Genomic DNA, 24,597 nt, shown 5'->3' with positions numbered 1-24,597 from the left:
CTGGCAACCCATTTCCTAAATCCGTCAGCGCAACCCATCCCGAAACTGCCCCGGTGTCATCCCGGTCCAGCGTTTGAACGCGCGGCTGAAGCTGCTCGTGTCGGCAAACCCCAGCAGATAACTGATCTCACTCAACGAGCACTGCGGGTCGCGCAGGTGCAGCAGCGCCAGGTTTTCGCGGCTTTCGTTGAGCAGCGTATCGAAGCGACAACCCTCGTCCGCCAAGTGTCGTTGCAGGCTGCGCAAGCTCAGGTGCAGGGCTTGGGCGATGCGTTCGGCACTGGGTTCGCCTTCGGGCAGTTGTTCTTCAATGGCGTCGCGCACTTTACGTTCCCAGGTCAGCGGTTTGAGCTGGGCCAGGGTGCGTTTGAGCACGGTTTCGTTGTGTTCGGCCAATTCCGGGTTGGCGTCGTCGAGGTGGCTGTCGAAGTCCACCAGGGCGAATTCCAGTCGGTCTTCGTCGGCGGCGAAGTACACCGGCGAGCGGAAGACTTTGTGCCACTGGTGCGGGTCCGCCGGTTCCGGCCGGCGCAGGTACACCGCCAGTGGGGCGTATTCGCGGCCCAGGCGATTGCGGCAGGTGCGCACGTAGATCGCGGCAAAGGCGTCGATGGCTTCGAAGGCTGGGGCCGGGTTGCCGGGCGGAACTTTCAGGCGAAAACGGTAGCGATCTTCGCCGCGAGTCAATTCCAGTTCCAGGGCATCGCTGACCACTTGGTGATACCGCACAATCCGCTCGAAGACTTCCCGCAGACTGCCGCTGGCCACCAGCGCATAACCGAGCGCGTGAAACGTGGTCGGGCTGACAAAACGCGAGACCCGCAAGCCTATCGCCGGGTCGCCGCTGACTTGCACGGCGATTTCCCACAGGCGCGTGGTGTTGGACAACGGATAACGGGCGTTAGGGTCGTCCATCAACTGCGGGTCAAGCCCCGCCTGTTGGCACAGGGCGGTGCTGTCGAGGCCCAGCGCATCGAGTTGCTTGCGCAGGGCGCGGGTCCAGCTGGCGAGGGAGGTCGGTTCAGTCATGCTGATTGGCGCTTCCGGTCAACAGGTTGGCGTTCACGGCTACTACCCTGGAATGCCTCACAAGGCAGGATGTGACCATCAATAACCAGAGGATGGAAGCATGGACGGTACTTCTGCAAGTCCCCAGCGACTGAATGCAGCCCAACGATCAGCGCATATTCGCGAAGTGGTGCTGGCCAGAGGCGTTGAACTGCGAAAACGCTACCCGATTCTCAACCACCAGGACGCCTTGGGCGCGGGCATTCTGGCCTTTGCGCTGGCCGGAATGATCGGTTCGGCGGCGCTCTACATCACCGGGCACATGGCCTGGTGGGTGTGCCTGTTGCTCAACGCGTTTTTCGCTTCGTTGACCCACGAACTGGAACACGACCTGATCCACAGCATGTATTTCCGCAAACAGCGGCTGCCGCACAACCTGATGATGGGCCTGGTGTGGTTGGCGCGACCGAGCACGATCAACCCGTGGATTCGTCGCCATTTGCACCTCAACCATCACAAGGTGTCCGGCACCGAAACCGACATGGAAGAACGGGCGATCACCAACGGTGAACCCTGGGGTATCGCAAGATTGCTGATGGTCGGCGATAACGTGATGTCGGCGTTTATCCGCATGCTCCGGGCGAAAACCTGGGCGCACAAATTCAGCATCATCAAGCGTACGTTGAAGGTGTATGCGCCGCTGGCACTGGTGCATTGGGGCGCGTGGTATGTGTTTCTCGGATTCCACGCGGCGAATGGCATCGCGTCTTTGCTGGGCGCGCCGATTGAGTGGTCAGCGACCACGTTGTCGGTGATGCAAGTGATCGACATCGCGGCAGTGGTGATCATCGGGCCGAACGTACTGCGCACGTTTTGCCTGCACTTTGTCAGCTCGAACATGCACTACTACGGTGACGTTGAACTGGGCAATGTGATCCAGCAAACCCAGGTGCTGAACCCATGGTGGATGTGGCCGATGCAGGCGTTCTGCTTCAACTTCGGCAGCAGCCACGGGATTCACCATTTTGTGGTGAAGGAACCGTTTTACATCCGCCAGATGACCGTGCCGGTGGCGCATAAGGTCATGCGCGAGATGGGGGTGAGGTTTAATGATTTCGGGACGTTTGGGCGGGCGAATCGGTTTGTGCGCAAGGAGGAAGTTCAGGTGCGACCGGTAGACGGTGTGCGGGTCTGATTGCCTCTTCGCGGGCAAGCCTCGCTCCTACAGGATGTATGCGAACCTTGTAGGAGCGAGGCTTGCCCGCGAAAGCGTCCGCTCAGGCACCCTCAATCCGGCTGAAACGGCGATTCACTCAATATCACCCCGGTCTCATCCACATACCGCTGCCAATGCTCGATCAGTGCGGTGAGTTTATCCGGCTGACTTAACGCCAAATCATGAATCTCCCCCGGATCACTCCCCAAGTCATACAGCTGCCAGGTCGCCGGCCCCACCGGCCCGGGGATGTACACCGCTTTCCACTGACCCTGCCGAATCGCCCGCCGTCCAAACAACTCCCACCCGGTCACCGTGTGTTCATCGTGCACCTGCGCCGTTTCGCCGGACAGAAACCCCAGCCACGATTTACCCCGCAACTCCGCCACGTCCTTGCCCCGCCAACGCTTGCCCGGATGCCGCACGCCGGCCAGGTCGAGAATCGTCGGCGTGATGTCCATCACCGTGCCAAACCCATGGCTGATCTGCCCTTTGAGAGACAGCTGCGGGTAATGCACCAGCGCCGGCACACGAATCCCGCCTTCGGTGGTGAACGCCTTGAACAGCCGTGACGGCGCAGTCGCGACCTGGGCCCAGCTCGGTCCGTACCAGACGTAGGAGTTGGCGCGGCCGATGTTGTCCAGGCTGTTGTCGTAATGCTGGTTCAGATAAGTCAGCAGCTCCGGGCCGAATTTCGGGAAGGCTTCAAGCAGCGCCCCTTCGGCGCCGTTATCGGACATGAACAGGATGAAGGTGTTATCCAACTGCCCCTGCTTGCGCAGGTAATCAACGACACGCCCGATGTTCCAGTCCATGCGCTCGACCATCGCCGCGTAAACCTCCATGGCCCGCGCGGACACCTGCCGTTGCTCGTCGCTCAACGCGTCCCATTGCGCGTTCAGTTGAATCAGCGGATGGGGTTCGACATCGGCATCGATCAAGCCAAGGGATTTGAGTTTTTCCAGGCGCTCAAGCCGCAGCACTTCGGGACCGGCGTCATAACGCCCGCGATATTTTTCCACCACATCGGCCGGCGCCTGCAACGGCCAGTGCGGCGCGGAAAACGGCAGATAGGCAAAGAATGGCCGAGTCTGATCGCGCTCCTTGAGGTATTGCAGCAGCTTGTCGCCAAAGGCGTCGGAGGAATAGAAATCCTTCGGCAGCTCATCAACGAAAGTGTCGTCTTCGATGTACAGCGCCGGGGTGGATTTCAGCAGGCCTGGCGTCTGTTCGTCGTAAGTCGGCTCGAAACCATAGTGGTTGGCCGCCCCCGGCAGCAGCGAGAACGAACGCTCGAAACCCCGTGCATGCGGCGCCAGTTCGGCGGTCAGGCCCAAGTGCCATTTACCGCTCATCAATGTCTGGTAACCGGCCTCGCGGAGCAACTCGGGCAACGCCACCACGCGGTCGTTGAGATGCCCCTCGTAACCCGGTTTGCCGATCAGCTCCGGGGTCAGCGCTTCGGCCATGGTGCCGATACCGGCGATGTGGTGATCGGTGCCGGTGAGCAGCATCGAACGGGTCGGCGAGCAGGTCGGCGCGGTGTGAAAATCGGTCAGGCGCAGGCCATTGTTGGCCAGGGCATCCAGATTCGGCGTGGCGATTTCGCCGCCGAATGCGCCGATATCGGAAAAGCCCAGGTCATCGGCCAGGATCACCAGAAAATTGGGACGTTGCGGCATCAAAAGTCTCCTGTTCAGCAGGCAATGAAGGACAGCGGCAGGTCGCGGATCTGCACCGGCACGGCGGGTTGGTAGTGGTCATCGCTCGTGAGTTCGTGCAGCAGTTCTTCGCGCAATTGGTGGAAGTCGAAACTGCTGCGCTGGCGCGGATGGGGCAGGGCGATATCGACCACTTGCTTGATCCGGCCGGGACGCGGCTCCATCACCACCACGCGGTCGGCAAGGAAGATTGCTTCTTCCACATCGTGGGTGACCAGGATCGTGGTGATTTTCGCCCGAGCGCGGATTGCCAGTAGCTCGTCCTGCATCTGCTGGCGGGTCAGGGCATCGAGGGCGCCGAAGGGTTCGTCCAACAGCAGAATTCGAGGGCTGGCGACCAGGCCGCGAGCGATCGCGACCCGCTGCGCCATGCCGCCGGAGAGTTGGTGCGGGTAGGCGCGGGTGAAGTCGCTGAGGCCGACCAGTTCGATGAAATCATTCACGCGTTTTTGCTTTTGCTCGGCGCTCAGCGCTTCGTTGACCAGGCCCAGGCCAATGTTGTCGGCCACCGTCAGCCACGGGAACAAACGGTGTTCCTGAAACACAATGCCGCGCTCGCCACCGATGCCGGTGACCGCTTTGCCGTCCACGGTAATCTGCCCGCGAAACTGCGTATCGAGGCCAACCAACAACCGCAGCAACGTGGACTTCCCACAGCCGCTGGAGCCGACGATGGCGACGAATTCGCCCTCGGCAATGTCCAGGTTGAATTCGCGAATCGCTTCCAGTTCGAAGCCGTCGACATCGAAGGATTTGCCCACGTGGTTGAAGCTGACAATCGGTGCGTTCATGCGTGTCTCCAGCGGGTCGCGCGGATTTCCAGGCGTTGGCCAATGAGGTTGAGCAGGGCGCCGGTCAGGCCCACCAGGAGCATGCCGGCCATGATCAGGTCCATGCGCAGCAGTTGCTGGGCGCCGATCATCTGGCTGCCGATGCCGCCGTTGGACGGCATGAAATATTCGGCGCCGATGGTGCCGAGCCAGGCGTAGATCAGGCTCAGGCGCAGGCCGGCGAAAATCCCTGGCGCGGCGCCCGGCAAGACCAAACGACGCAGGCGCTGACCGAGGTTAAGGCGCAGCACTTGCGCGGCTTCGTTGAGTTGTGGCGAGAGGTTGGCGACGCTGCGTTGGGTGGCGATAAACAGCGGGAAAAACGCGGCGAGGGCGACGAACACCCACTTGGCCAATTCCCCGAGGCCGAACCACGCGGTGAGCAACGGCACCCAGGCGAAAATTGCGATCTGGCGGATGGCGGCGAGGGTTGGGCCGAGCACTCGTTCACTGGTGCGCGACAAACCCAGCAGCAGGCCCAACGCAAACCCGAGGCCGCCGCCCAGCAACAAACCGCCGAGGGTGCGGCCTAGACTCAGGGCCATGCCGCCGATCAAGGTGCCGTCGAGCAAACCGTGCCAGGTGGTTTCCAAAACCGTCAGTGGGCTTACCAGAATATTCGCGTCGATCCATTGCTGATCCGTAGTCACTTGCCACAGCGCCAGCAGCGCTAGAGGCAGCAGCCAGGGTTGCAGGCGTTGCCAGCCTTCATAACGCGGGCCTCGGCGAATCTCGGCGGTGGCCGGGTGCGGCCAGTGCACCAGTTTTTTGTCCAGCAGACCGATACCGCGATCCATGGCCACGCCGATCACACCAATAACCACGATGACCACAAAGACAATGTCGAGCATGAACAACTGCCGCGCCCAGACCATCAGGTAACCGATGCCTTCGCTGGAGGCCAGCAGTTCAACTGCCAGCAACGACGTCCACCCGGCCGCGAGCGCCAAACGCACGCCGGCCATGAACGCCGGCAACGCGGCGGGCAACACCAGACGACGAATCAACAAGCGGGTGGGCAGCCGCAGCACGGCGGCGGCTTCCCGCAGTTTGGGTTGCGCATCGCGCACGCCGACTAACGTGTGCAGCGTCACCGGCACCACAATGGCCTTCACCAGCACCACCAGTTTCAACACTTCGCCGATGCCGAAAAACACCATGAACAGCGGAATCCAGGCCAGGGTCGGAACTTGCGCCAACCCGGCGAAGGTCGGGAACACCAGACGCTCCAGACGCCGACTGAAACCCAGTGACGCGCCCAACACTGCACCGGCACTGACCCCGGCCAGCAAACCCCAGAACAGGCGTTGCAGGCTGATCCACAGATGACTCCATAACTCGCCCTGGGACAGTTCGATGGCGCTGCTCCAGACCAGCGACGGCGCTGGCAGGATTTGCTCGCTCATCCAGTGATTGCGGCTGGCCAGCCACCAGAGTGCGAACAGGCTGACGGGCAGCAACCAAGGCAGCAGTCGTTGGCTCAGGCTCGGCCAAAGACGGCGGCCGTTGAGCGGCGGCGCGAGCAGCGGCAGGCTGAGAAGGGAAACACGGGCCATGGATGACCTCCGTTTTTGACCTTGTAGGAGCGAGGCTTGCCCGCGAAGACGGAGTGTCAGTCGCCATCAATGTTGGATGGACAGACGTCTTCGCGGGCAAGCCTCGCTCCTACAGGGGGCGGTGTATGCGAAATCGATCTATAAAAATTCAAATCAATACTATTGAGAGATAAGCCAAGCCATTTAAGGCCTACAGCCCACACGCATCCAATGCATTCGAAGAATATTTTCGATGCTGTTTATGCATACCCGCCCAAGAGCCGCGTCCTGACTGGCATAGATCCAAAAGATATAAAAATGTGAATTTATAGTATTTAAGCGCTGGCTCCGATTCAGCCTACGTTCTGCTCCTCAACGCCGTTGCCACCAGGAGCCGCACCCATGAATCGTCCTTTCAAACGTGTCATCAGTCTGTTCGCCATTCCGGCACTGGCGGGGTTGTTGGCGTTCACTGCCCACGCCGATGAACTCAAGGAAATCCGCATCGCCGTGCCCGACCTCAGCGCCGGTACCCAGCACAGTGGCGGCGGCATCGCGGATGTCTTGCGCGACCAGCAGATCTACGAAAAAGCCTTCGCCGATCAGGGCATCAAGATTCAGTGGAGTTTCTTCAAGGGCGCCGGTCCGGTGATCAACGAAGCGTTCGCCAATGGTCAGGTGGACCTGGCTTACCTCGGAGATCTTGCGGCGATCATTGGCAAGTCGAATGGGCTGGATACCCGGCTGCTCAGCGCCTCCGCGCGGGGCGTGAAACAGTATCTGGGCGTGGTGCCCGGGTCGGGGATCAAGACGCTGCAAGACCTCAAAGGCAAACGCGTGGCGATCTTCCGTGGTACCGCTACGCAGTTATCCTTCGATGCGGCGCTGGCCAGCCAGAGGTTGAGCGAGAAAGACGTGAAGGTGATCAACCTGGACTTTAACGGAGCGGTTGCGGCGTTGGCGGCCAAGCAGATCGATGCGTCCTGGGGCAGCTCCGGGCTGACGGCGCTTCAGGCTAAAGGTTTGGCCGAGTTGCCGTTGAACACCAAGGATCTGGGGGGCGCGGGCAGTGTACAGGCGGTGTTGGTCGGCACCGGCAAGTTTGTCGACGAGCATCCTGATGTCGTCGCGAAATTGCTGAAGGCGCAGCAGCAAGCGGTGGAATGGCTGACCCAGGACAGCAACAAGGATGCGTACATTCAGTTGGTGTCGGGGCTGGCGAGTTACCCGGCGGTGATTCTTCAGCAGGACTTGAAGGATCAGAAGTTGAGCGAAGTGTTCCCGTCGACCCTGGACCCGGTGTTCCTGGGGAAATTGCAGGATGCGGTGGATTTGGCTTCGCAGCAGAAGTTGATTCGCAAGCCGTTCAAGGTGACGGATTGGGTGGTGCCTGAGTTGGCTGCTGCCAAGCTCTGAAATTTGTAGCGCTCATAAGGACGCCTTCGCGGGCAAGCCTCGCTCCTACAGGTCATTTGCGTTCCCCTGTAGGAGCGAGGCTTGCCCGCGAAGAGGCCCTAAACCGCGACGGAAATCTGCTGCTTATCCACCGCCACCAACGTCTCAATCATCGCCCGCGCCGCCGGCGACAACCGGAACCCCGTGCGGCTGACGATCCCGCACCGCGCGTTCATGCTTTCGATGTTCTGCGGCAAGTTGCGCCAGTGCAGCAGCACCAGCGAACCCTTGGCAATGTCCTCGACAAACGCCTCTTCCGTGCCGATGCCGATGGCATTCGATTGCAGCACCACTTTCACCAGCGCCGGAAAATGCTCGGTCTCGATGGTCGGTGAAAAATCCATCCGCCCACTGAGGTTCGCCAGCAGTTTGCGAATGCCCGGCGGGATAAGCGTGGTCGCCAGCGGATAGTCGAACATGTCGTTGGTTGACAGGCTGTCCTTCACCAACAGCGGATGCCCCGGCCGGCAGAAAAACACTCCGCGCTTGGGCGTCAGGGCCTGGGTCTGGAAGTTCGGGTCGGCTTCGAAATGGCGGATGTCGGCGATGAAGAATTCGATCTCTTCACGGCTTAGCGCGCGGCTGAGTTTTTCCCAGTTATCCACCTGGAAACAGGTGCGCACTTTCGGGTGCGCGTTGATGAATTGCGCCACTGCGTCCGGTACCAGTTTCACCGCGGGCGCCGGGCCGCAACCGAAGCGCAATTCACCGGCATCGAGCTTGGTCATCTGCGTCACTTCGGCGCTGAGCAGCGCCGCGCCTTGCACCAGGGTTAAGGCATGTTGCAGCACCACCTGGCCCTCGGGCGTCGGGCGCAAATCCTTGTTGCCACGATCCACCAGCACGCAGCCGAACTCTTGCTCCAGCCCTTGGATACTGCGGCTGAACGCCGGTTGAGTGATGCCCATGGCGTCGGCCGCGCGGACAAAACTGCGGTGCTCATTGAGGGCGATGAAGTAGCGCAACTGGCGAAGATCCATATGCTTTTGCGGCATCCTAAAAATAGCTCGAAGGCATTTGCGACGAAGGTTGCTTGAGGTTTTAAATGCAAGCTCTTATTCCGTCAACGAAGCATGTGAATATCTATTAGACCTAAATTGAATATAGATAGAGCAATGTTTCGCTGCCGCTCAACCGTCAGCAGTCCGATCGAGGGTCTACCCATGAGCAATGCCGCTTTAGCTGTAAAACCCGCTGTTCACGCGCTTGAAATCCATCCGGTGGCCGGTCGGATCGGTGCCGAGATCCGTGGCGTGCAACTCTCCGGCGAACTGGATGCCGATACCGTCGAAGCGATCCAGCAGGCGCTGGTCCAGTACAAAGTCGTGTTCTTCCGCGAGCAGACCCAACTCGACGACCAGAGCCAGGAAGCCTTCGCGCATTTGCTCGGCGAGCCTGTGGCGCATCCGACCGTGCCGGTGCGCGACGGTACCCGTTACCTGCTGGAACTCGACGGTGCTGAAGGCCAGCGCGCCAACTCCTGGCACACCGACGTGACCTTCGTCGACGCCTACCCGAAAGCCTCGATCCTGCGTTCGGTGGTGGCCCCGGCGTTCGGCGGCGACACCTTCTGGGCCAACACCGCCACGGCCTACAACGAACTGGCGCCGGAACTGCGCGAACTGGCGGACAAACTTACCGCTGTGCACAGCAACGAATACGACTATGCCGGCGCCAAGCCCGACGTGTCGGCGGAGAAGCTGGAGCGCTACCGCAAGATCTTCACCTCCACGGTTTACGAGACCGAACACCCAGTGGTGCGCGTGCACCCGATCAGCGGTGAGAAGAGCTTACTGCTGGGGCATTTCGTGAAGCGCATCAAGGGTTATTCCCAGGCGGATTCGGCGCACCTGTTCGGCTTGTTGCAAAGCCATGTCACCCGTTTGGAAAACACCGTGCGCTGGCGCTGGAAGGCCGGCGATGTGGCGATCTGGGATAACCGTTCGACCCAGCATTACGCGGTGGATGACTACGGCACCCAGGACCGGATTGTTCGCCGGGTGACGTTGAAGGGTGAAGTGCCGGTGGGCGTGGCGGGGCAGCGGAGTCAGACCATTAAAGGGGCTGAAATCGTCGGCGTCTGATCTGACGCCTTCGCGGGCAAGCCTCGCTCCTACAGGGGATCGCGAATGACCTGTAGGAGCGAGGCTTGCCCGCGAAGCTCTTTCACCACACCCCGATCTGGACCAATTTCTCTGTTTCGGGCTCGCCATAACGAAACCGCTGCCCACGTAAATCAATCTCTTGATGACTGATGGTCGTGCGCCGCTTCAACCCGCGCACCCATTCGAACAAATACCCCGCATGCTCTTCGCGCACCGCTGCATACGCCGGATCCGCGCCCAAATCCTGCAACTCCTGCGGATCATTCAGCAGATCAAACAGCTGCGGCCGAAAGCCGTCATACGCCAGGTATTTCCAGCGCTCACTGCGCACCATGGTCATGCGGCAGCGGTCGATCGGTTGCGCCAGGCGCTCCCGCGCCGGGGCCTGGAAGGCGTAGTCGTATTCGCTGATCGCATAGCGGCGCCAGTCGGTTTCCTTGCCGTGCAACAGCGGGATCAGCGAGCGCCCTTCGAGTCGGTGATCAGCGCTAGGCAATCCTAATGCTTCCAGAAATGTAGGCAACGCATCGATGGTTTCCACCAGCCGATCATCCACCGATCCCCGGGTAACATCCGCCGCCACACGCGGATCGCGCACGATCAGCGGAATCCCCACCGCCGGCTCCAGCAAAAACTCTTTTTCCCCCAGGTAATGATCGCCCAGGAAGTCGCCGTGATCACTGGTGAACACAATCAGCGTGTCATCCCAACGACCATTGCTCTGCAGAAAATCAAACAACCGCCCGAGCTGATCATCGACCTGTTTGATCAGGCCCATGTAGGTCGGCACCACGTTCAGGCGCACCTCGTCGCGGGAGAAATTCAGGCTCTCTTCATGCTGGCGAAACGCGTTGTACACCGGGTGATCGCTTGCCTCGCCAGCCGCTGCACGCACCGGATCAATCACCTGATCGGCGCTGTACAACGCGTGATACGGCGCCGGGGCGATGTAGGGCCAGTGCGGCTTGATGTACGACAGGTGCAGGCACCACGGCTGCTCGCCTTGCTCGCCAATAAAGTCGATGGCGCGGTCGGTGGTGTAGACCGTTTCCGAATGCTGTTCGGGGACACGTGCCGGCAAATGAGCGTTGCGCATTTTCCAGCCGCTGAGGATTTCGCCCCGTTCGCCTTCGGCCGCGTTGGCCCAGTCGTGCCACGGGTTGCGGCCCTCGAAGCCGTGATCGCGCAGGTAATGGGTGTAGGGCGCGGACTCGCGTTTATCGTCGAATAGCGGGTCGTCGGGGAAGATACCGTCGTGGCGGAAAAAGGCTTCGAAACCGACCTCGTTCAACACCTCTGCCTGCTCACTGAGCGGGTCAATGGCAAGGCGTTGTAAGGCATCCAGATTGGGCGTGGCGTGGGTCTTGCCCACCAGCGCGGTGCGGATGCCGTGGGGGCGCAGATAGTCGCCGATGGTCAGTTCTTCCAGGGGTAACGGCACCGCGTTCCATGCCACTTGATGGCTGCTGACATAGCGCCCGGTGTAGGCCGACATCCGCGATGGGCCGCAGATCGTGCCTTGGGTGTAGGCGCGGCTGAAACGCACGCCGGCAGCGGCCAGGCGATCGATATTGGGCGTGTGCAAGTGCGGGTGGCCGTAGCACGACAGGTAATCGCGACGCAGTTGATCGCACATGATGTACAGCACGTTGCGCACGGTTTTTTGGGTGTGGGGCATAGGGTTCACCGATCAGAAGACAGGCGAGGGTTTTCGCTGGTGGGGCGGGGTTGAGGCAAGTGCATTTGGGGAATGAGGTTTATGCAGTGGGTGCATCAGGTCCGGGCTCGCCACAAAACCGTAGGAGCGAGGCTTGCCCGCGAAGAGGCCCGATCAGACGGCCAGATTCTCCAGCGAACACACCTCTTCATCCTGCTGATCAATCTCCTTGATCTGCGCAATCATCGCCTCGGCCAGCGGCGACAAACGATACCCGGCACGACTGACAATCCCGTACCGCGTGTACATTTCCTCCAAGTCATCCGCCAACCCATCAATCTTCAAACACACCAATTCACCCTTGGCATGATGCAGCGCATCGGCGTACGCGCCGACAATCCCGATCGCATCCGAACGCATCACCACGCTCAACAGGCTGTAGCTGTTTTCGCATTCCACATTCGGCGTGAAGTCCGGGCGGCCGCTCAGGTCGACGATGACCTTGCGCAGGTTCGGCGGGCGGATGGTGACGGCCATCGGATAGCTCATCAACTCCGCCGCGCTGACACTTTCACGTCCCGCCAGTGGATGCCCGGCGCGGCAGCAGAAATGCCATTTGCGCGGGCGCAGGCGTTGGGTCAGGTAGTCCGGGTCCGCTTCGAAATAGCGGGTGTCGGCGACGAAAAATTCAAACTCCTCACTCAGCAGTCGCTTGCTCAGGCTCTGCCAATCGTCCACCTGGAACTGCACCCGCGCTTTCGGATAGCGCCCGATGAAGGCGCCGATCGCGCGAGGAATCAATCCCGCCGCTGGCGCCGGGCCGCAACCGAAGCGCAACTCGCCGGCCTCCAGGCCATTGAACTGGCTGATCTCGTTGGCCATCTGCTGCGCGCCGCTGACCAGCCGCCGCGCATGTTCGAGCAGCACCTGACCTTGTTTGGTCGGCGCCAGGTCCTTGCGTCCGCGATCCACCAACTGACAACCGACGCTGTGTTCCAGCGCCTGGATGCTGCGGCTGAAGGCGGATTGCGAGAGGTTCACGGCCTGCGCACCCGCGACGAAACTGCGCTGGTCGGCGAGGGCGATGAAGTGTCTGAGCTGGCGCAAATCGATATGCATTTTTCACATAAAAAATATCGGGCAAATGCATTGGATATGCATTAGGTCGACTCCTTATAAAGGCAATCTCTTATGCAGTAAATCTTTGTAAAAACATAAATAAATAACTTTAAAGAATATGCAGTGCAAAAAGTCGTTGCGTGTTTTTTGACCAGGAGCCGCCCCATGAGTCCGTTGAACCTTGCGTCACCCTTATCGCCCCGACGGCTCAAACGCCTGCCCCTGGCCCTGTTGCTGGCGGGAAGCGCCCAGGCTTACGCGGCCGACACCGCGACTCCGGAAGCGGCGCCTGCTGGCAAGACCACAGCGGACAGTTCGCAACTGGAAACCGTGACCGTCACCACCCGCCGTCGTGAAGAAAGTTCGCAAGATGTGCCGACGCCAATGAGCGTGGTCAGCGGCCAGGCCCTGGAAACCCAGCGGGTCTATCGCATTCAGGATCTGCAACAACTGGTGCCCAGCGTCAATGTCGCCTACATGCATGCGCGCCAGTCCAGCGTGTCGATTCGCGGCCTCGGTAACAACCCGGCCAGCGATGGCCTGGAGGGCAGCGTCGGGCTTTACATCGATAACGTTTACCTCGGGCGGCCGGGCATGGCGGTGTTCGACCTGATGGACATCGAACAGCTCGAAGTGCTGCGCGGTCCGCAAGGCACGCTGTTCGGCAAGAACACCACCGCCGGCGTGATCAACATCAGCACCCGAGCGCCGACATTTACCCCGGAACGCAGCATTGAAACTTCAGTGGGCGAGGACGGTTACTTCCAGACCAAGGGCACGATTTCCGGCCCGTTGAACGATGAGCTCGCCGGGCGTTTTTCCGCGTATCGCACCCGCAGCGACGGCGACATCAAGAATGAATTCAACGGCCATGATTTGAACGGCGGTTCCCGCGACGGCTTCCGTGGGCAGTTGCTGTACAAGCCCAACGAGTCGTTCAATCTGCGCTGGATCGGCGATTACAACGAAGAGGATTCCAGCGCCGGCACTCGCGTGTTGTACAGCACCGGGCCGACCATCAACGGCGTCAACCTTTACTCGGCACGGGCCGCTGCGGCCGGCGCGACGCTGGTGAATGGCTCGCATCGCAAGGTCAATCTGGACAACGACCAGCACGTCACGGTGCATCAGGGCGGCACGTCGCTGGAGGCCAACTGGACCTTGCCAAACGACTTCACCCTGACGTCGGTCAGTTCCTATCGCTGGTGGAATTTCACCCCGCGCAACGACGATGGCCTGAACGTGCCAGCGAGCTACAACGCCGGGGTTTCGGTGGAGGATAAGCAGTACTCCCAGGAATTCCGCCTCGCCTCGCCCAAGGGTGAATTCTTCGATTACGTGCTCGGCGCCTATTACTTTGGTTCGGACCTGGACAACAAATCCTTCTCCTATTACGGCCCGCAAGCAGACATCTGGAACGGCACGCCACGGGGCGCACTGGCCAACGTCGACAGCGTCGGCAATGGGCATATCGAAACCAACAGTTTTGCGCTGTTCGCCCAAGGGACTTGGCACCTCACACCGCGTCTGGACTTTACCGCCGGCGTTCGTGGCACCTATGAAGAGAAAAACGCCTGGGTGACGCGTGATGCTCCGGTAGGTGGCGCAGCGGTGACGGGGGCGGCGGCCACGGCACGACGCGGTCGTACGGGTGCCTACGACTCCGGCGATCTGAATCAGTACAGCTCAAGCCCTTCCGGCCTGTTGAACCTAAGTTATCGCTTTACCGATGACCTGCTCGGCTACGCGACCTTGTCCCACGGCGAGAAGTCCGGCGGCGTGAACCTCGCGGTCGGCTCCGCACCGACGGCAGGCGCCGACTCGTTGCTGATCGGCACCGAGCGCGCCAACAACGCCGAACTCGGCTTCAAAAGCACCCTGTGGGACCGCCGCCTGCAACTCAACGCCAACGTGTTCTGGACCCAGGTCAACGCCTACCAGACCAACGCCTACGACGACGTCAACCGCGTGCAATACCTGACCAACGCCGGCTCCGTGCGCTCTCGCGGCGTGGAAGTCGAAAGCACGATCATCCCGTGGCGCGGCCTGACCCTGAACCTCAACGGCTCCTTCAACGACGTCAGCTACCTCTCCTACAAAGATGCGCCGTGCCCGCCGGAAGTCAGCTTGCGCCCAGGCGCGCCGGCGTCTTGCGACCTGAGCGGCCATCAGGTGGTCGGTGCCTCGAAATGGATCGGCAACGCCAACGGCGAATACAAATGGAACCTGAGCAACGGTTTCGAAGAGTACGTCACCGCCAGCTACGCCTTCCGCTCCAAAGCCGTGGGCACGGTGGAGGATTCCGATTACGGACAGATCCCGAGTTATGCGGTGGTCAACTTATCCACAGGCCTGCGTGGCGACTTCAACCAGGGGCAGTGGGATGTCTCGCTGTGGCTGAAAAACGCCTTCGATAAAACCTATTACACGACGTTGTGGACCGGCGGGAATGGTGGTTATGAAGGCTTGCTCGGGACGCCTCGGACGTTGGGGGTAACCGGTCGCTATGATTTCTGACTGGCTTAGTACTGTAGGAAGTAATCTTTGATTGTTTCGGAATAACTTATGAAGACTCTGCATAGTAGATATCGCATTTTCGTCGAATAATAAGTCTGTTTCCGCGTGGACAATAAACGATTGTCGAACCATGCTCTGTTTCGTGAGTTTCCAGGAGGAAACTTGCTCTCATCGGAAGACACTTATTTAACAGATAAAGGAAGTCGAACCATGTCGAGCATTAATGGTACTTACGTAAACGACAACGCTGGCGCCAAACTGGTGATTACCGATGGCAACGATTCCAACGGCACCTTCAGCGGTACGTTCAGCCAGGGCGGCGTGAACTACGATGTCAGCTATGGGCATTATCATTTCCAGAACAGCACCGGACAACCTACCACCATCACGTTCACCGGGCTGAATGGCAGCAGTGGTTTTCAAGCATGGTCGTTGTTTTCACCTGACCACAATTACAAAAAAGTTCGTGCGGTGGGTTCCCGTACCAACTTTGATGGCGAAGTAGTGGGTCTGGCTGGAGAGTTCGTCAAGCAGTAAACCGCGCTGTAACAAACAACAGGCTGATGCATTGAACATGCATCAGCCTGTTTTCGTTTGTGGGCGATAACACTGTAGTTAGTTGTAACTCCTCAATACTTTTCTCACAAATCGATGCCTTCCACGAATACTTTCAATGCTCGGAAAGCATCGTTTTTCCGGTGCTTCGCTGCAAGCCTTGTACGACGTGGCTTTGGCGAATTTGACTGCTTTTCATATTCGATCTGGATCTATCCATAACTTTAAAGATTACTTTAAGAGATAAGCGTCTGGCCCAATGATTGGCCCCTCGATACGCCGCGCGGGGGATGGATAAGCGGGTGTATGGGGTTATTCGCAAAGAGACCGCAGGGAGTTAATCAATGGGCAATGTCCAGACCGCCGCCGGCGCACAAGAGGTGCTTTGGCGCCAGGCGCCGAGTGGCGAGTTGGTCGACCTCGGCCGGGTGCATCGCGTGCCGTTGGGCCAGTTGCGTTTGCAGCGGGCGCCCAAGGGTATTTTGAGCCGACGTGAAGCGATCCTGCTTGGCGTGCTGGCGTTGCTGGTGCATGGCGCGGTGATCTATTGGGTCAATCAACAGCCGATCAAAGAACTGCCGATCGTACCGCCAGAAATTCCGCCGATGACCATCGAGTTTTCGCGTCCGGCGCCGCCCGTGGTCGAGCCGCCTCCACCGCCTCCACCTCCACCGCCGCCTCAACCGGTGGTCGAGCCACCGCCGCCGGTGCAAGACGAGTTGGCCGTGAAGCCGCCGCCACCGAAACCGATTCCCAAGCCAAAACCTGTGGTCAAGCCTGTGCCAAAACCGGCTCCCAAAGCCGTCGAGCAACCACCGGCGCCGCCACAACCCGCAGCGCCTGTCGCGGCCCCGGCACCGCCCGCGCCACCAGCGCCGGCACCGGTTACTCCGGCTTCGGCGAATGCGGCGTACCTGAAGAACCCGGCGCCGGAATACCCATCCCTGGCTCAGCGTCGCGGTTGGGAAGGCACGGTGATGTTGCGGGTGCATGTGCTGGCCAACGGCAAGCCCGGTGAAATCCAGATTCAGAAAAGCAGTGGTCGCGATCAGCTCGACGAGGCCGCGTTGAACGCGGTGAAGCGTTGGAGCTTCGTCCCGGCCAAGCAAGGTGATGTTGCCCAGGATGGCTGGGTCAGCGTGCCCATCGATTTCAAGATTCATTAAACCGAAACCAATTTCGCGCGAAAAATTTACACGAGGGAATACATCATGACGTTACTGGCCTCTCCACTTGAATCCATCGAAAGCGCGGTGATTTGGCTGCTGGTGGTTTTTTCCGTAGCCACCTGGGGTTTGGCGTTGCTCAAGGGCGTGCAGTTCGGTCGCCTGAAAGCCCAGGATCGAAAATTTCATAAACAGTTTTGGGCCGCTTCGAGTCTCGACTCGGCGGCCGAATTGAGCGAAACCCAACCGGGTGCGGCGGCGCGTGTGGCCCAGGCGGGTTACGCGGCAATCCAGGTCGGTGAAGCGCCGCCGGCGAATGACTTGAGCCAGGCGATCAATCATCAGGATCGCCTGGAGCGCGCCTTGCGTCAGCAGATCGTCCGCGAGCGCCGTTCGCTGGAAACCGGGCTGGCGGTGGTCGCAAGTATTGGCAGCACCTCGCCGTTCATTGGTTTGTTCGGCACGGTGTGGGGGATCATGGAAGCGTTGAAAGGCATCAGCGCAGCGGGTTCGGCGAGCCTGGAAACAGTCGCGGGGCCGATTGGCGCGGCACTGGTTGCCACGGGTGTGGGGATCGCCGTCGCGGTGCCGGCGGTGCTGGTTTACAACTACTTTTTGCGACGCCTGAAACTGACGGCGGCGGACCTGGATGACTTCGCCCATGACTTCTACAGCCTGGCGCAGAAGAGTTCGTTCCGCCTGCTGATTCACCCGACCTCGCACAAAGTGGTCGCTCAGGGCGGCGCGCAGAAAGTGAAGGAGGCGTCCTGATATGGCCTTCTCCACGCAAGACAGTGATGAGGTGCTGAGCGAGATCAACGTAACGCCGCTGGTGGACGTGATGCTGGTGCTGCTGGTGGTGTTTATCGTCACCGCGCCGCTGCTGACCAACGCGATCCCGATCAACCTGCCCAAGACCGAGGCCGTGGCCCCGGTGGAGCAGAAAGATCCGCTAGTGGTGAGCATCGATGGTGCCGGCAAGTTGTTTATCAACAAGGATGAAATCCAGCCGGACTTGCTGGAATTCAACCTCAAGTCGGCGAAGGCCAAGGACCCCGAAGTGCGCGTGCAATTGCAGGCCGATGACGGGGTGAATTACGGCGAAGTGGCGCGCGCGATGGCGTCCATTGAGCGGGCGGGGATTACCAAGTTGTCGGTGATTACCGCGCGCTAACAGATTTCAAGTTTTCCGGGGCCGTCTCCTTGGCAGGGTGCGGCCCTTTTTTTATTCCGCGATAGATGCCGCCCCACCGGACCCTGTGGGAGCGAGCTTGCTCGCGATAGCAGTAGTTCAGTCAGCATCAATGTTGAATGTCAGGGCCCCATCGCGAGCAAGCTCGCTCCCACAGGGGAATACTGTTCATATTCGATATAGGTCTTAATAAATAGCTTCTTATTCCTTAACGAATATAACTCTCATCCCTATACTCGATCAGGAACAGACAAGCAGCAGGAGAGCTCCCCATGCGCAACGAATCAATTCGCTACCTGATTGTGCCGGGCTGGCAAGGATCGCCAGAAGATCATTGGCAAACACATTGGCAGAACAGTCTGCCGAACAGTGCACGAGTGGAGCAGGCCGATTGGCTGACGCCGCGCCGTGAAGACTGGGTCGCGGCGCTGGCCGAGGCAATTGCCGCCGACAGCACGCCGGTGATCCTGATCGCCCACAGCCTGGGTTGCATCACCGTTGCCCATTGGGCGGCCACAGCGCCACTGAATTTCCTGCGTCAGGTGCGCGGTGCCTTGCTGGTCGCGCCCGCAGACGTCGAGCGTCCGGCCTGCGCACCGGCCTTGCGTAACTTTGCACCGATCCCGACCACGTTGCTGCCGTTCCCGAGCCAGGTTGTCAGCTCCGATAACGACAGCGCCGTCAGCGCGCCGCGTGCGATGGAGCTGGCCCGTAATTGGGGTGCCGAGGCGGGGATCCTGGCGGGTGCCGGGCACATCAACGTCAAGTCCGGTCACCAGCGCTGGGAGCAGGGCTTTGCCTATCTCTATCGCCTGCAAAACCGCATGGAGCATCACGCCCTGCGCCGCGCTTAAATTTTATTTTTAACGCCCCCGTCTCCCGGCGGCTTTGGGCGGGAGTCTGCCATGAGTTTTGAAACTTTCGGTCAGCCATTGCTGACCTTCCCCGACGCCGAAAAAAGTCCCCTGAGCATCCGCGCCAAGGCGCTGGTATTCGTCGATCCGCGTTCGCGGCAGTTGCGCCAGGAACTGGAGCAACTGGCCCCGCGCTCCATTTCCGTATTGATTCGCGGTGAAACCGGCAGCGGCAAGGAGTTGCTCGCGCGGCACATCCACCGAGCGAGTGATCGTGGCGGGTTGTTCGTCTCGGTCAATTGCGGCGCGATCAGCCCGACCTATGCCGATGCCGAATTGTTCGGTTATGCCGCCGGCAGTTACACCGGTTCGGCCAGCAGTCGTGCCGGTTGGTTCGGCTCGGCCAATGGCGGGACGCTGTACCTGGATGAGATCGGCGATTTGCCGCTGCCGATCCAGATCAAACTGCTCTCGGCGCTGGAAAACCACGAAGTCACCCGCGTCGGCGCGCACCAGCCGAGCCCGGTGGACGTGCGCCTGGTCGCGGCTACCAGCATCGACCTGGCTCAAGCGGTGGCGGCCGGGAAATTCCATGAACGGCTTTATCACTACCTCAGCGAAGGCCAGCTCGAATTGCCGGCGCTGCGTGAGCGGGTGGGCGACATCCTGTCCCTCGCGGAATACTTTCTGGGCATCTATAGCCAGCGCCTGGACCTGCCGGTGCCGTTGATCAGCGAAGCCGCGCAACAGGTGTTGGAGGCGCACAGTTGGCCGGGCAATACCCGGGAGCTGGAGAATGTCATCCACTTTGCGCTACTGGTCAGCACCGGGGATGAGATCTTGCCCGAGCATTTGAATCTGCCGGAAGCATTGCCGTCGTTGGCGCAGATTGAACGGCAACTCAAACAGATCCTCGCCAGTGGTTCCGCTGCGGAGCAAACAGCCCTGAAACAACTCCTCAACAACGCCGGACTCCTGTAGGAGCAAAGCTTGCTCGCGAACCAAGCAACGCGGTGTCTCAGGAAGGACGCCTCTCCCTGTAGGAGCGAAGCTTGCTCGCGAACCAGACAACGCGGTGTGTCAGGAAGGACGCTTTCCCTGTAGGAGCAAAGCTTGCTCGCGAACCAAGCAACGCGGTGTATCAGGAAGGACGCCTTCGCGGGCAAGCCTCGCTCCTACGGGGTAATGTGCGGGCCAGAGCTGTATGAACAAAATGGAATATGAAAGTGAATAAAAGATATTGTTCGGGAATAAAAAATCCCGGTATTGTCCGCTTCACGCCAGCGATAGCACTTCACTGGCACACGTACTAATAGCCGTCGCCATTGAGCGACCGTGATTTTCGATAAGGACACTGCATGAAAAAGGTTCTGTTGTTCACCGCATTGGCGGCTGCCCTGACTGCGGGCCTGGCCCAGGCTGGCGAGAAACTGGTGGTTGCGGCGACCCCGGTTCCACACGCCGAGATTCTCGAACTGATCAAACCGACCCTCGCCAAAGAAGGCGTGGATCTGGAAATCAAAGTCTTCACCGACTACGTTCAGCCGAACGTGCAGGTCGATCAGAAGCGTCTGGACGCCAACTACTTCCAGACCCTGCCGTACCTGAAGAGCTTCAACGAGGGCAAAGGCACCAACCTTGTCACCGTGATCGGCGTGCACGTCGAACCGTTCGGCGGCTACTCGAAGAAAGTCAAAACCCTGGCTGAGCTGAAAGATGGCGCAACCATCGCTATCCCGAACGAAGGCAGCAACAGCGGCCGTGCCCTGATCCTGCTGCAGAAGGCGGGCCTGATCGAGTTGAAAGACCCGAAAAACGCTTTGGCTACCCCGAAAGACATCGCCAAGAACCCGCACAACTTCAAGTTCAAGGAACTGGAATCGGCCATGCTGCCGCGTGTTCTGGACCAGGTCGACCTGGACATGATCAACACCAACTACGCGCTGGAAGCTGGCCTGAATCCGGCTAAAGATGCGCTGGTAATTGAAGGTGCAGATTCGCCTTACGTGAACTTCCTGGTGGCTCGTCCGGACAACAAGGACAGCGACGCAATCCAGAAACTGGCCAAGGCCCTGACCAGCCCGGAAGTGAAAGCGTTCATCGCCAAGAAGTACAACGGCGCGGTATTGCCGGCGTTCTGATTCGACGCAGCTTTAAACCCCTTCAAGGTTTCAACGCCGACGGCTTATATAGCGTTGGCGTTTTTTATTGGCCCGAAGATCAAGAGATCGCAGCCTCGTTTCACTCGACAGCTCCTACATTGAATGCGTATCCCTGTAGGAGCTGTCGAGTGAAACGAGGCTGCGATCTCTTGCTTTTTAAGGTCTAGGCCACCCCGGCCTTCAATGCCCGGCGCAACGCCACCAGCAATTTCACGATGTCCTGCGGGTCCAGCGGTTGCGGCACTTTTGCGTCAGCCATTTTCTCTTCCTTGTGATGGTTCGGCCGGGGGAGTCTGGCCAAAAGCTGTGCGTCCTTGGAGTGGCTTTTTGAAAAATAGATCCTTCCTACAGCGCAAAGGAAAATAGTCGTCTTCCGTTGTCGCCGCAAATCCGTGGGTTAGTTTTTTGCGTGATATCAATATGCTTTAACGGTATTTAAATTCTTCTTTTTATACCTTTAAAGTCGGTGCCTGCCGGGTGGTTATCCACTGCCCATGGACTGCACCACCGTCGCTTACCGAGCGGCGTCCAGGATGTTCAATGACCTTCGATTACGCTTTTATCCTCAGCACCCTGCCGGCGTTTCTCAAAGCCGTGGGCGTGACGCTGCAGGTCGGCTTCATCGCCATCGGCACGTCGCTGCTGGTGGCGCTGATCAACGCGACGATCCTGGTGTTCCGCACGCCTTACCTGCAGCGCCTGGTCGGGCTGTACGTGGAGCTGGCGCGCAACACCCCGCTGTTGATCCAGCTGTTCTTCGTCTACTTCGCCCTGCCGGCGCTGGGTATTAGCGTTTCCGGTTTTGCGGCAGCGATCATCACCATGACCTTTCTTGGCGGCGCTTACCTCACGGAAGTGCTGCGGGCCGGTGTGGACGCGGTGCCCCAGGCGCAACTTGAATCCGGTCGCTCCATCGGCTTGTCCCACGGCCAATTGCTGCGCTACGTGATCCTGCCGCAAGCCGGCATCCTCAGCTTGCCGTCGCTGTTCGCCAATTTCATTTTCCTGCTCAAGGAAACCACCGTGGTCTCGGCGGTGGCGGTGCCGGAGATTCTCTACACCACCAAAAGCTACATCGCGCTCTATTACAAAACCTACGAAATGCTCGCCGTGTTGACGCTGATTTGCGTGCTGTTGTTCTTGCCGCTGTCGCTGCTGCTCAGCCGTCTGGAAAGGAGGCTCCAGCATGGCCAGTTCGGGTCTTGAGTTGCTGTGGGTGTCGTTGCCGCAACTGGGCAAGGGCGCTGCGCAAACTTTGTCGATATCGTTTCTGAGCATCGCCATCAGCACCGTTGGCGGCGTGCTTTACGGTGTGCTGCGCACGCTGAATTCGAAATGGCTGAACGCGATCCTGCGGGTCTATCTGGAACTGTTCCGGGCGATCCCGGTGCTGGTCTGGCTGTACCTGCTGTTCTTCGGCCTGCCGATTTTCTTTGGCCTGAGCATCCCGAGCTTCTGGTGCGCGGTGCTGGTGTTGTCGCTATGGGGCGCGAGCGAGGTCGGCGAAGTGGTGCGTGGCGCGCTGTTGTCGTTGCCGCGCGGCCAGCGTGAGGCGGGGTTGTCGATTGGCCTGAATGGCCCGCAACTGTTCGGCTACGTGCTGCTGCCCCAGGCGCTGAAACGCATGACGCCGCCGACCATCAACGTCTACACGCGGATCATCAAGACCAGCTCCCTGGCGGTGCTGATCGGCGTGGTGGACGTGATCAAGGTCGGCCAGCAGATCATCGAGCGCACCTACGAATCGGTGCTGATCTACGGCGCTCTTTTCCTGTTTTTCTTTTTCATCTGCTACCCGCTTTCGGCCGCCTCGCGCGTGCTGGAGCGGCGCTGGACGCAAGCATGAGCGCATTGATCGAGTTCAAGGGTTTCAACAAGTTTTTCGGCGAGCAACAGGTGCTCAAAGAGATCGACCTGAGCGTGAAATCAGGCGAGGTGATCGTCATCCTTGGCCCCAGTGGCTGCGGTAAAAGCACTTTGCTGCGCTGCCTCAACGGCCTGGAAGTCGCTCACAGCGGCAGTTTGAACTTCAATGGCCGCGAGTTGCTCGACAAGGGCACTGACTGGCGCGACGTGCGCCAGCAGATCGGCATGGTGTTCCAGAGTTATCACCTGTTCCCGCACATGAACGTGCTCGAAAACTTGCTGCTCGGCCCGGTCAAAGTGCAGAAACGTGATCGCCGCGACGCCCGTGCCCAGGCCGAAGCGTTGCTCGAACGCGTGGGCCTGCTGGACAAGCGCGATGCCTATCCGCGCCAGCTCTCTGGCGGGCAGCAGCAACGCATCGCGATCGTCCGTTCGCTGTGCATGAACCCCAAGGTCATGTTGTTCGATGAAGTCACCGCCGCCCTCGACCCGGAAATGGTCAAGGAAGTGCTGGAAGTGATTCAGGGCCTGGCCCGCGAAGGCATGACCCTGTTGATCGTCACCCACGAAATGGCCTTCGCCCGCGCCGTGGCCGACCGCATCGTGTTCATGGACGCCGGGCGCATCCTCGAACAAAACCCTCCCGAGCTTTTCTTTACGAACCCGCAAACCGCACGAGCGCAGCAGTTCCTGGAGAAATTCTCCTACGTCGAAGCCCTGCCCAAAAAGACTCAAACAAAGGAACTGGAACCGCTATGAAAACTGCCAAGTCTTCACTCTTTTTACTGCCGCTGCTCGGCCTCGCGCTGCTGGCTGGCTGCAACAAATCCGAAGAAACGCCGAAGCCGAAAGTCGCCAGCGAAAGCGCGGCACCGGCCAGCTACCTGGACAAAATCAAAGCCCGGGACAAGCTGATTGTCGGCGTGTTTACCGACAAACCGCCGTTTGGTTTCGTCGACGAGGCCGGGCGCTATGTTGGCTTCGATACCGACATCGGCCGTCAATTCGCCAAGGATCTGCTGGGCGATGAAAACAAAGTCGAGTTCGTCGCGGTGGAACCGGCCAGCCGGATTCCGTTCCTGCAAAGCGACAAGGTCGACCTGATCCTGGCCAACATGACCGTGACCCCAGAGCGCAAGGAAGCGGTGGAATTCACCAACCCGAACCTCAAGGTCGCGGTGCAAGCGCTTGTCCCACAGGGCAGCTCGGTGAAAAACCTCGATGACCTGGCGAGCCGCACCACCATCGTCACCACCGGCACCACCGCCGATATCTGGCTGACCAAGAATCACCCGGACTGGAAACTGCTGAAGTTCGAGAAAAACTCCGAGTCCCTGCAAGCCCTGGCCAATGGTCGCGGCGACGCCTATGCGCAAGACAACCTGGTGCTGTTCAGCTGGGCCAAGCAGAACCCGGGCTATCGCGTGCTCGCACAAACCCTCGGTGCCGAAGCGCCGATTGCGCCGGCAGTGAAGAAGGGCAACATCGAACTGCGGGACTGGGTGAATGTCGAGTTGGCGAAGTTGGGTGAAGAGAAGTATCTGCTCAAGCTGTACGACCAATATGTGCGTAAAGAACTGAGCGATGACACCAAGCCTGAGAGCGTGATTGTCGAGGGTGGGAAGTGGCAGGGGTGATT

The 24,597-nt window shown here is 59.7% G+C and carries 22 protein-coding genes; 15 read left to right on the top strand and 7 right to left on the bottom strand.

Annotation, left to right across the window (positions count from 1 at the left end):
• Nucleotides 1-24 precede the first annotated feature (24 nt).
• Nucleotides 25-1,029, bottom strand: a complete 1,005-nt coding sequence (locus ACIOYV_RS20260; RefSeq protein WP_401326425.1) for an AraC family transcriptional regulator — start codon at nt 1,027-1,029, stop codon at nt 25-27.
• Nucleotides 1,030-1,129: 100 nt separating this feature from the next.
• On the opposite strand from ACIOYV_RS20260, the gene ACIOYV_RS20255 reads away from it, so the two are divergent.
• On the top strand, nt 1,130-2,203 hold the full coding sequence (locus ACIOYV_RS20255; RefSeq protein ID WP_401326423.1) for a fatty acid desaturase: 1,074 nt from the start codon (nt 1,130-1,132) through the stop codon (nt 2,201-2,203).
• A gap of 92 nt (nt 2,204-2,295) precedes the next feature.
• Here the strand turns inward: ACIOYV_RS20255 and ACIOYV_RS20250 are convergent, their stop codons facing one another.
• Genes ACIOYV_RS20250 through ACIOYV_RS20240 form a run of 3 tightly spaced genes read right to left on the bottom strand, consistent with a single transcriptional unit; the run spans nt 2,296 to nt 6,331 of the window.
• Nucleotides 2,296-3,906 carry an arylsulfatase gene (locus ACIOYV_RS20250; RefSeq protein ID WP_265042449.1) on the bottom strand — a complete coding sequence of 537 codons (1,611 nt, stop codon included), beginning with the start codon at nt 3,904-3,906 and terminating at the stop codon, nt 2,296-2,298.
• 14 nt (nt 3,907-3,920) lie between these two features.
• A complete protein-coding gene (locus ACIOYV_RS20245; protein ID WP_401326420.1) occupies nt 3,921-4,736 on the bottom strand; it encodes an ABC transporter ATP-binding protein in 816 nt (271 codons plus the stop codon).
• A complete protein-coding gene (locus ACIOYV_RS20240; protein ID WP_401326417.1) occupies nt 4,733-6,331 on the bottom strand; it encodes an ABC transporter permease in 1,599 nt (532 codons plus the stop codon). The genes ACIOYV_RS20245 and ACIOYV_RS20240 overlap by 4 nt, the downstream gene beginning before the upstream one ends.
• A 381-nt stretch (nt 6,332-6,712) precedes the next feature.
• Here ACIOYV_RS20240 and ACIOYV_RS20235 point away from each other — a divergent pair, with 381 nt between their 5' ends.
• Nucleotides 6,713-7,726, top strand: coding sequence for an ABC transporter substrate-binding protein (locus tag ACIOYV_RS20235; protein ID WP_401326414.1), 1,014 nt, complete (start codon nt 6,713-6,715; stop codon nt 7,724-7,726).
• Nucleotides 7,727-7,824: 98 nt separating this feature from the next.
• On the opposite strand, the gene ACIOYV_RS20230 is transcribed toward ACIOYV_RS20235, so the two are convergent.
• On the bottom strand, nt 7,825-8,745 hold the full coding sequence (locus ACIOYV_RS20230; RefSeq protein WP_054047883.1) for a LysR family transcriptional regulator: 921 nt from the start codon (nt 8,743-8,745) through the stop codon (nt 7,825-7,827).
• Between the two features lie 183 nt (nt 8,746-8,928).
• Here ACIOYV_RS20230 and ACIOYV_RS20225 point away from each other — a divergent pair, with 183 nt between their 5' ends.
• Nucleotides 8,929-9,849, top strand: a complete 921-nt coding sequence (locus ACIOYV_RS20225; RefSeq protein WP_163907695.1) for a TauD/TfdA family dioxygenase — start codon at nt 8,929-8,931, stop codon at nt 9,847-9,849.
• An 82-nt stretch (nt 9,850-9,931) separates the two neighbouring features.
• On the opposite strand, the gene ACIOYV_RS20220 is transcribed toward ACIOYV_RS20225, so the two are convergent.
• Both ACIOYV_RS20220 and ACIOYV_RS20215 read right to left on the bottom strand, forming a co-directional pair.
• Nucleotides 9,932-11,548, bottom strand: a complete 1,617-nt coding sequence (locus ACIOYV_RS20220; protein WP_401326410.1) for an alkaline phosphatase family protein — start codon at nt 11,546-11,548, stop codon at nt 9,932-9,934.
• A gap of 153 nt (nt 11,549-11,701) precedes the next feature.
• The gene (locus ACIOYV_RS20215) at nt 11,702-12,646 is read right to left on the bottom strand and encodes a LysR family transcriptional regulator (protein WP_290026785.1); all 945 of its coding nucleotides are present in this window, start codon (nt 12,644-12,646) and stop codon (nt 11,702-11,704) included.
• 165 nt (nt 12,647-12,811) lie between these two features.
• Here ACIOYV_RS20215 and ACIOYV_RS20210 point away from each other — a divergent pair, with 165 nt between their 5' ends.
• From ACIOYV_RS20210 to ACIOYV_RS20155, 12 genes are all read left to right on the top strand, one after another.
• A complete protein-coding gene (locus ACIOYV_RS20210; RefSeq protein WP_401326408.1) occupies nt 12,812-15,163 on the top strand; it encodes a TonB-dependent receptor in 2,352 nt (783 codons plus the stop codon).
• Between the two features lie 210 nt (nt 15,164-15,373).
• On the top strand, nt 15,374-15,700 hold the full coding sequence (locus ACIOYV_RS20205; RefSeq protein ID WP_401326405.1) for a hypothetical protein: 327 nt from the start codon (nt 15,374-15,376) through the stop codon (nt 15,698-15,700).
• Nucleotides 15,701-16,062: 362 nt separating this feature from the next.
• A complete protein-coding gene (locus tag ACIOYV_RS20200; protein ID WP_401326402.1) occupies nt 16,063-16,884 on the top strand; it encodes an energy transducer TonB in 822 nt (273 codons plus the stop codon).
• A 45-nt stretch (nt 16,885-16,929) separates the two neighbouring features.
• A complete protein-coding gene (locus tag ACIOYV_RS20195; protein WP_054047869.1) occupies nt 16,930-17,655 on the top strand; it encodes a MotA/TolQ/ExbB proton channel family protein in 726 nt (241 codons plus the stop codon).
• A 1-nt stretch (nt 17,656) separates the two neighbouring features.
• The gene (locus ACIOYV_RS20190; protein ID WP_003220570.1) at nt 17,657-18,058 is read left to right on the top strand and encodes a biopolymer transporter ExbD; all 402 of its coding nucleotides are present in this window, start codon (nt 17,657-17,659) and stop codon (nt 18,056-18,058) included.
• A gap of 290 nt (nt 18,059-18,348) precedes the next feature.
• On the top strand, nt 18,349-18,930 hold the full coding sequence (locus tag ACIOYV_RS20185; protein WP_054047867.1) for an alpha/beta hydrolase: 582 nt from the start codon (nt 18,349-18,351) through the stop codon (nt 18,928-18,930).
• Between the two features lie 51 nt (nt 18,931-18,981).
• Nucleotides 18,982-19,911: a sigma 54-interacting transcriptional regulator gene (locus ACIOYV_RS20180; RefSeq protein WP_163907702.1), complete on the top strand. Its 930-nt coding sequence runs from the start codon at nt 18,982-18,984 to the stop codon at nt 19,909-19,911.
• A gap of 377 nt (nt 19,912-20,288) precedes the next feature.
• Nucleotides 20,289-21,071 carry a MetQ/NlpA family ABC transporter substrate-binding protein gene (locus ACIOYV_RS20175; protein ID WP_054047863.1) on the top strand — a complete coding sequence of 261 codons (783 nt, stop codon included), beginning with the start codon at nt 20,289-20,291 and terminating at the stop codon, nt 21,069-21,071.
• A gap of 561 nt (nt 21,072-21,632) precedes the next feature.
• Nucleotides 21,633-22,298 (top strand): amino acid ABC transporter permease, encoded by a 666-nt coding sequence (locus tag ACIOYV_RS20170; protein WP_054047861.1) that lies wholly within the window; start codon nt 21,633-21,635, stop codon nt 22,296-22,298.
• Nucleotides 22,279-22,938 carry an amino acid ABC transporter permease gene (locus tag ACIOYV_RS20165; RefSeq protein ID WP_054047859.1) on the top strand — a complete coding sequence of 220 codons (660 nt, stop codon included), beginning with the start codon at nt 22,279-22,281 and terminating at the stop codon, nt 22,936-22,938. The genes ACIOYV_RS20170 and ACIOYV_RS20165 overlap by 20 nt, the downstream gene beginning before the upstream one ends.
• Complete coding sequence (locus ACIOYV_RS20160; protein ID WP_401326398.1) at nt 22,935-23,717, top strand: amino acid ABC transporter ATP-binding protein; 783 nt, start codon at nt 22,935-22,937, stop codon at nt 23,715-23,717. The genes ACIOYV_RS20165 and ACIOYV_RS20160 overlap by 4 nt, the downstream gene beginning before the upstream one ends.
• Nucleotides 23,714-24,595, top strand: a complete 882-nt coding sequence (locus ACIOYV_RS20155; protein WP_401326395.1) for a transporter substrate-binding domain-containing protein — start codon at nt 23,714-23,716, stop codon at nt 24,593-24,595. The genes ACIOYV_RS20160 and ACIOYV_RS20155 overlap by 4 nt, the downstream gene beginning before the upstream one ends.
• Nucleotides 24,596-24,597: the final 2 nt, after the last annotated feature.

Source organism: Pseudomonas sp. NPDC087342 (assembly GCF_044744265.1).
GTDB lineage: Bacteria > Pseudomonadota > Gammaproteobacteria > Pseudomonadales > Pseudomonadaceae > Aquipseudomonas > Aquipseudomonas nunensis.
This window is presented reverse-complemented; position numbering and strand designations above follow the sequence as displayed.

Excerpts from the sequence above, each read along its gene's own strand:
- ACIOYV_RS20260 (WP_401326425.1), bottom strand. The coding sequence starts at position 1,029 with ATGACTGAACCGACCTCCCTCGCCAGCTGGACCCGCGCCCTGCGCAAG.
- ACIOYV_RS20255 (WP_401326423.1), top strand. The coding sequence starts at position 1,130 with ATGGACGGTACTTCTGCAAGTCCCCAGCGACTGAATGCAGCCCAACGA.
- ACIOYV_RS20250 (WP_265042449.1), bottom strand. The coding sequence starts at position 3,906 with ATGCCGCAACGTCCCAATTTTCTGGTGATCCTGGCCGATGACCTGGGC.
- ACIOYV_RS20245 (WP_401326420.1), bottom strand. The coding sequence starts at position 4,736 with ATGAACGCACCGATTGTCAGCTTCAACCACGTGGGCAAATCCTTCGAT.
- ACIOYV_RS20240 (WP_401326417.1), bottom strand. The coding sequence starts at position 6,331 with ATGGCCCGTGTTTCCCTTCTCAGCCTGCCGCTGCTCGCGCCGCCGCTC.
- ACIOYV_RS20235 (WP_401326414.1), top strand. The coding sequence starts at position 6,713 with ATGAATCGTCCTTTCAAACGTGTCATCAGTCTGTTCGCCATTCCGGCA.
- ACIOYV_RS20230 (WP_054047883.1), bottom strand. The coding sequence starts at position 8,745 with ATGGATCTTCGCCAGTTGCGCTACTTCATCGCCCTCAATGAGCACCGC.
- ACIOYV_RS20225 (WP_163907695.1), top strand. The coding sequence starts at position 8,929 with ATGAGCAATGCCGCTTTAGCTGTAAAACCCGCTGTTCACGCGCTTGAA.
- ACIOYV_RS20220 (WP_401326410.1), bottom strand. The coding sequence starts at position 11,548 with ATGCCCCACACCCAAAAAACCGTGCGCAACGTGCTGTACATCATGTGC.
- ACIOYV_RS20215 (WP_290026785.1), bottom strand. The coding sequence starts at position 12,646 with ATGCATATCGATTTGCGCCAGCTCAGACACTTCATCGCCCTCGCCGAC.
- ACIOYV_RS20210 (WP_401326408.1), top strand. The coding sequence starts at position 12,812 with ATGAGTCCGTTGAACCTTGCGTCACCCTTATCGCCCCGACGGCTCAAA.
- ACIOYV_RS20205 (WP_401326405.1), top strand. The coding sequence starts at position 15,374 with ATGTCGAGCATTAATGGTACTTACGTAAACGACAACGCTGGCGCCAAA.
- ACIOYV_RS20200 (WP_401326402.1), top strand. The coding sequence starts at position 16,063 with ATGGGCAATGTCCAGACCGCCGCCGGCGCACAAGAGGTGCTTTGGCGC.
- ACIOYV_RS20195 (WP_054047869.1), top strand. The coding sequence starts at position 16,930 with ATGACGTTACTGGCCTCTCCACTTGAATCCATCGAAAGCGCGGTGATT.
- ACIOYV_RS20190 (WP_003220570.1), top strand. The coding sequence starts at position 17,657 with ATGGCCTTCTCCACGCAAGACAGTGATGAGGTGCTGAGCGAGATCAAC.
- ACIOYV_RS20185 (WP_054047867.1), top strand. The coding sequence starts at position 18,349 with ATGCGCAACGAATCAATTCGCTACCTGATTGTGCCGGGCTGGCAAGGA.
- ACIOYV_RS20180 (WP_163907702.1), top strand. The coding sequence starts at position 18,982 with ATGAGTTTTGAAACTTTCGGTCAGCCATTGCTGACCTTCCCCGACGCC.
- ACIOYV_RS20175 (WP_054047863.1), top strand. The coding sequence starts at position 20,289 with ATGAAAAAGGTTCTGTTGTTCACCGCATTGGCGGCTGCCCTGACTGCG.
- ACIOYV_RS20170 (WP_054047861.1), top strand. The coding sequence starts at position 21,633 with ATGACCTTCGATTACGCTTTTATCCTCAGCACCCTGCCGGCGTTTCTC.
- ACIOYV_RS20165 (WP_054047859.1), top strand. The coding sequence starts at position 22,279 with ATGGCCAGTTCGGGTCTTGAGTTGCTGTGGGTGTCGTTGCCGCAACTG.
- ACIOYV_RS20160 (WP_401326398.1), top strand. The coding sequence starts at position 22,935 with ATGAGCGCATTGATCGAGTTCAAGGGTTTCAACAAGTTTTTCGGCGAG.
- ACIOYV_RS20155 (WP_401326395.1), top strand. The coding sequence starts at position 23,714 with ATGAAAACTGCCAAGTCTTCACTCTTTTTACTGCCGCTGCTCGGCCTC.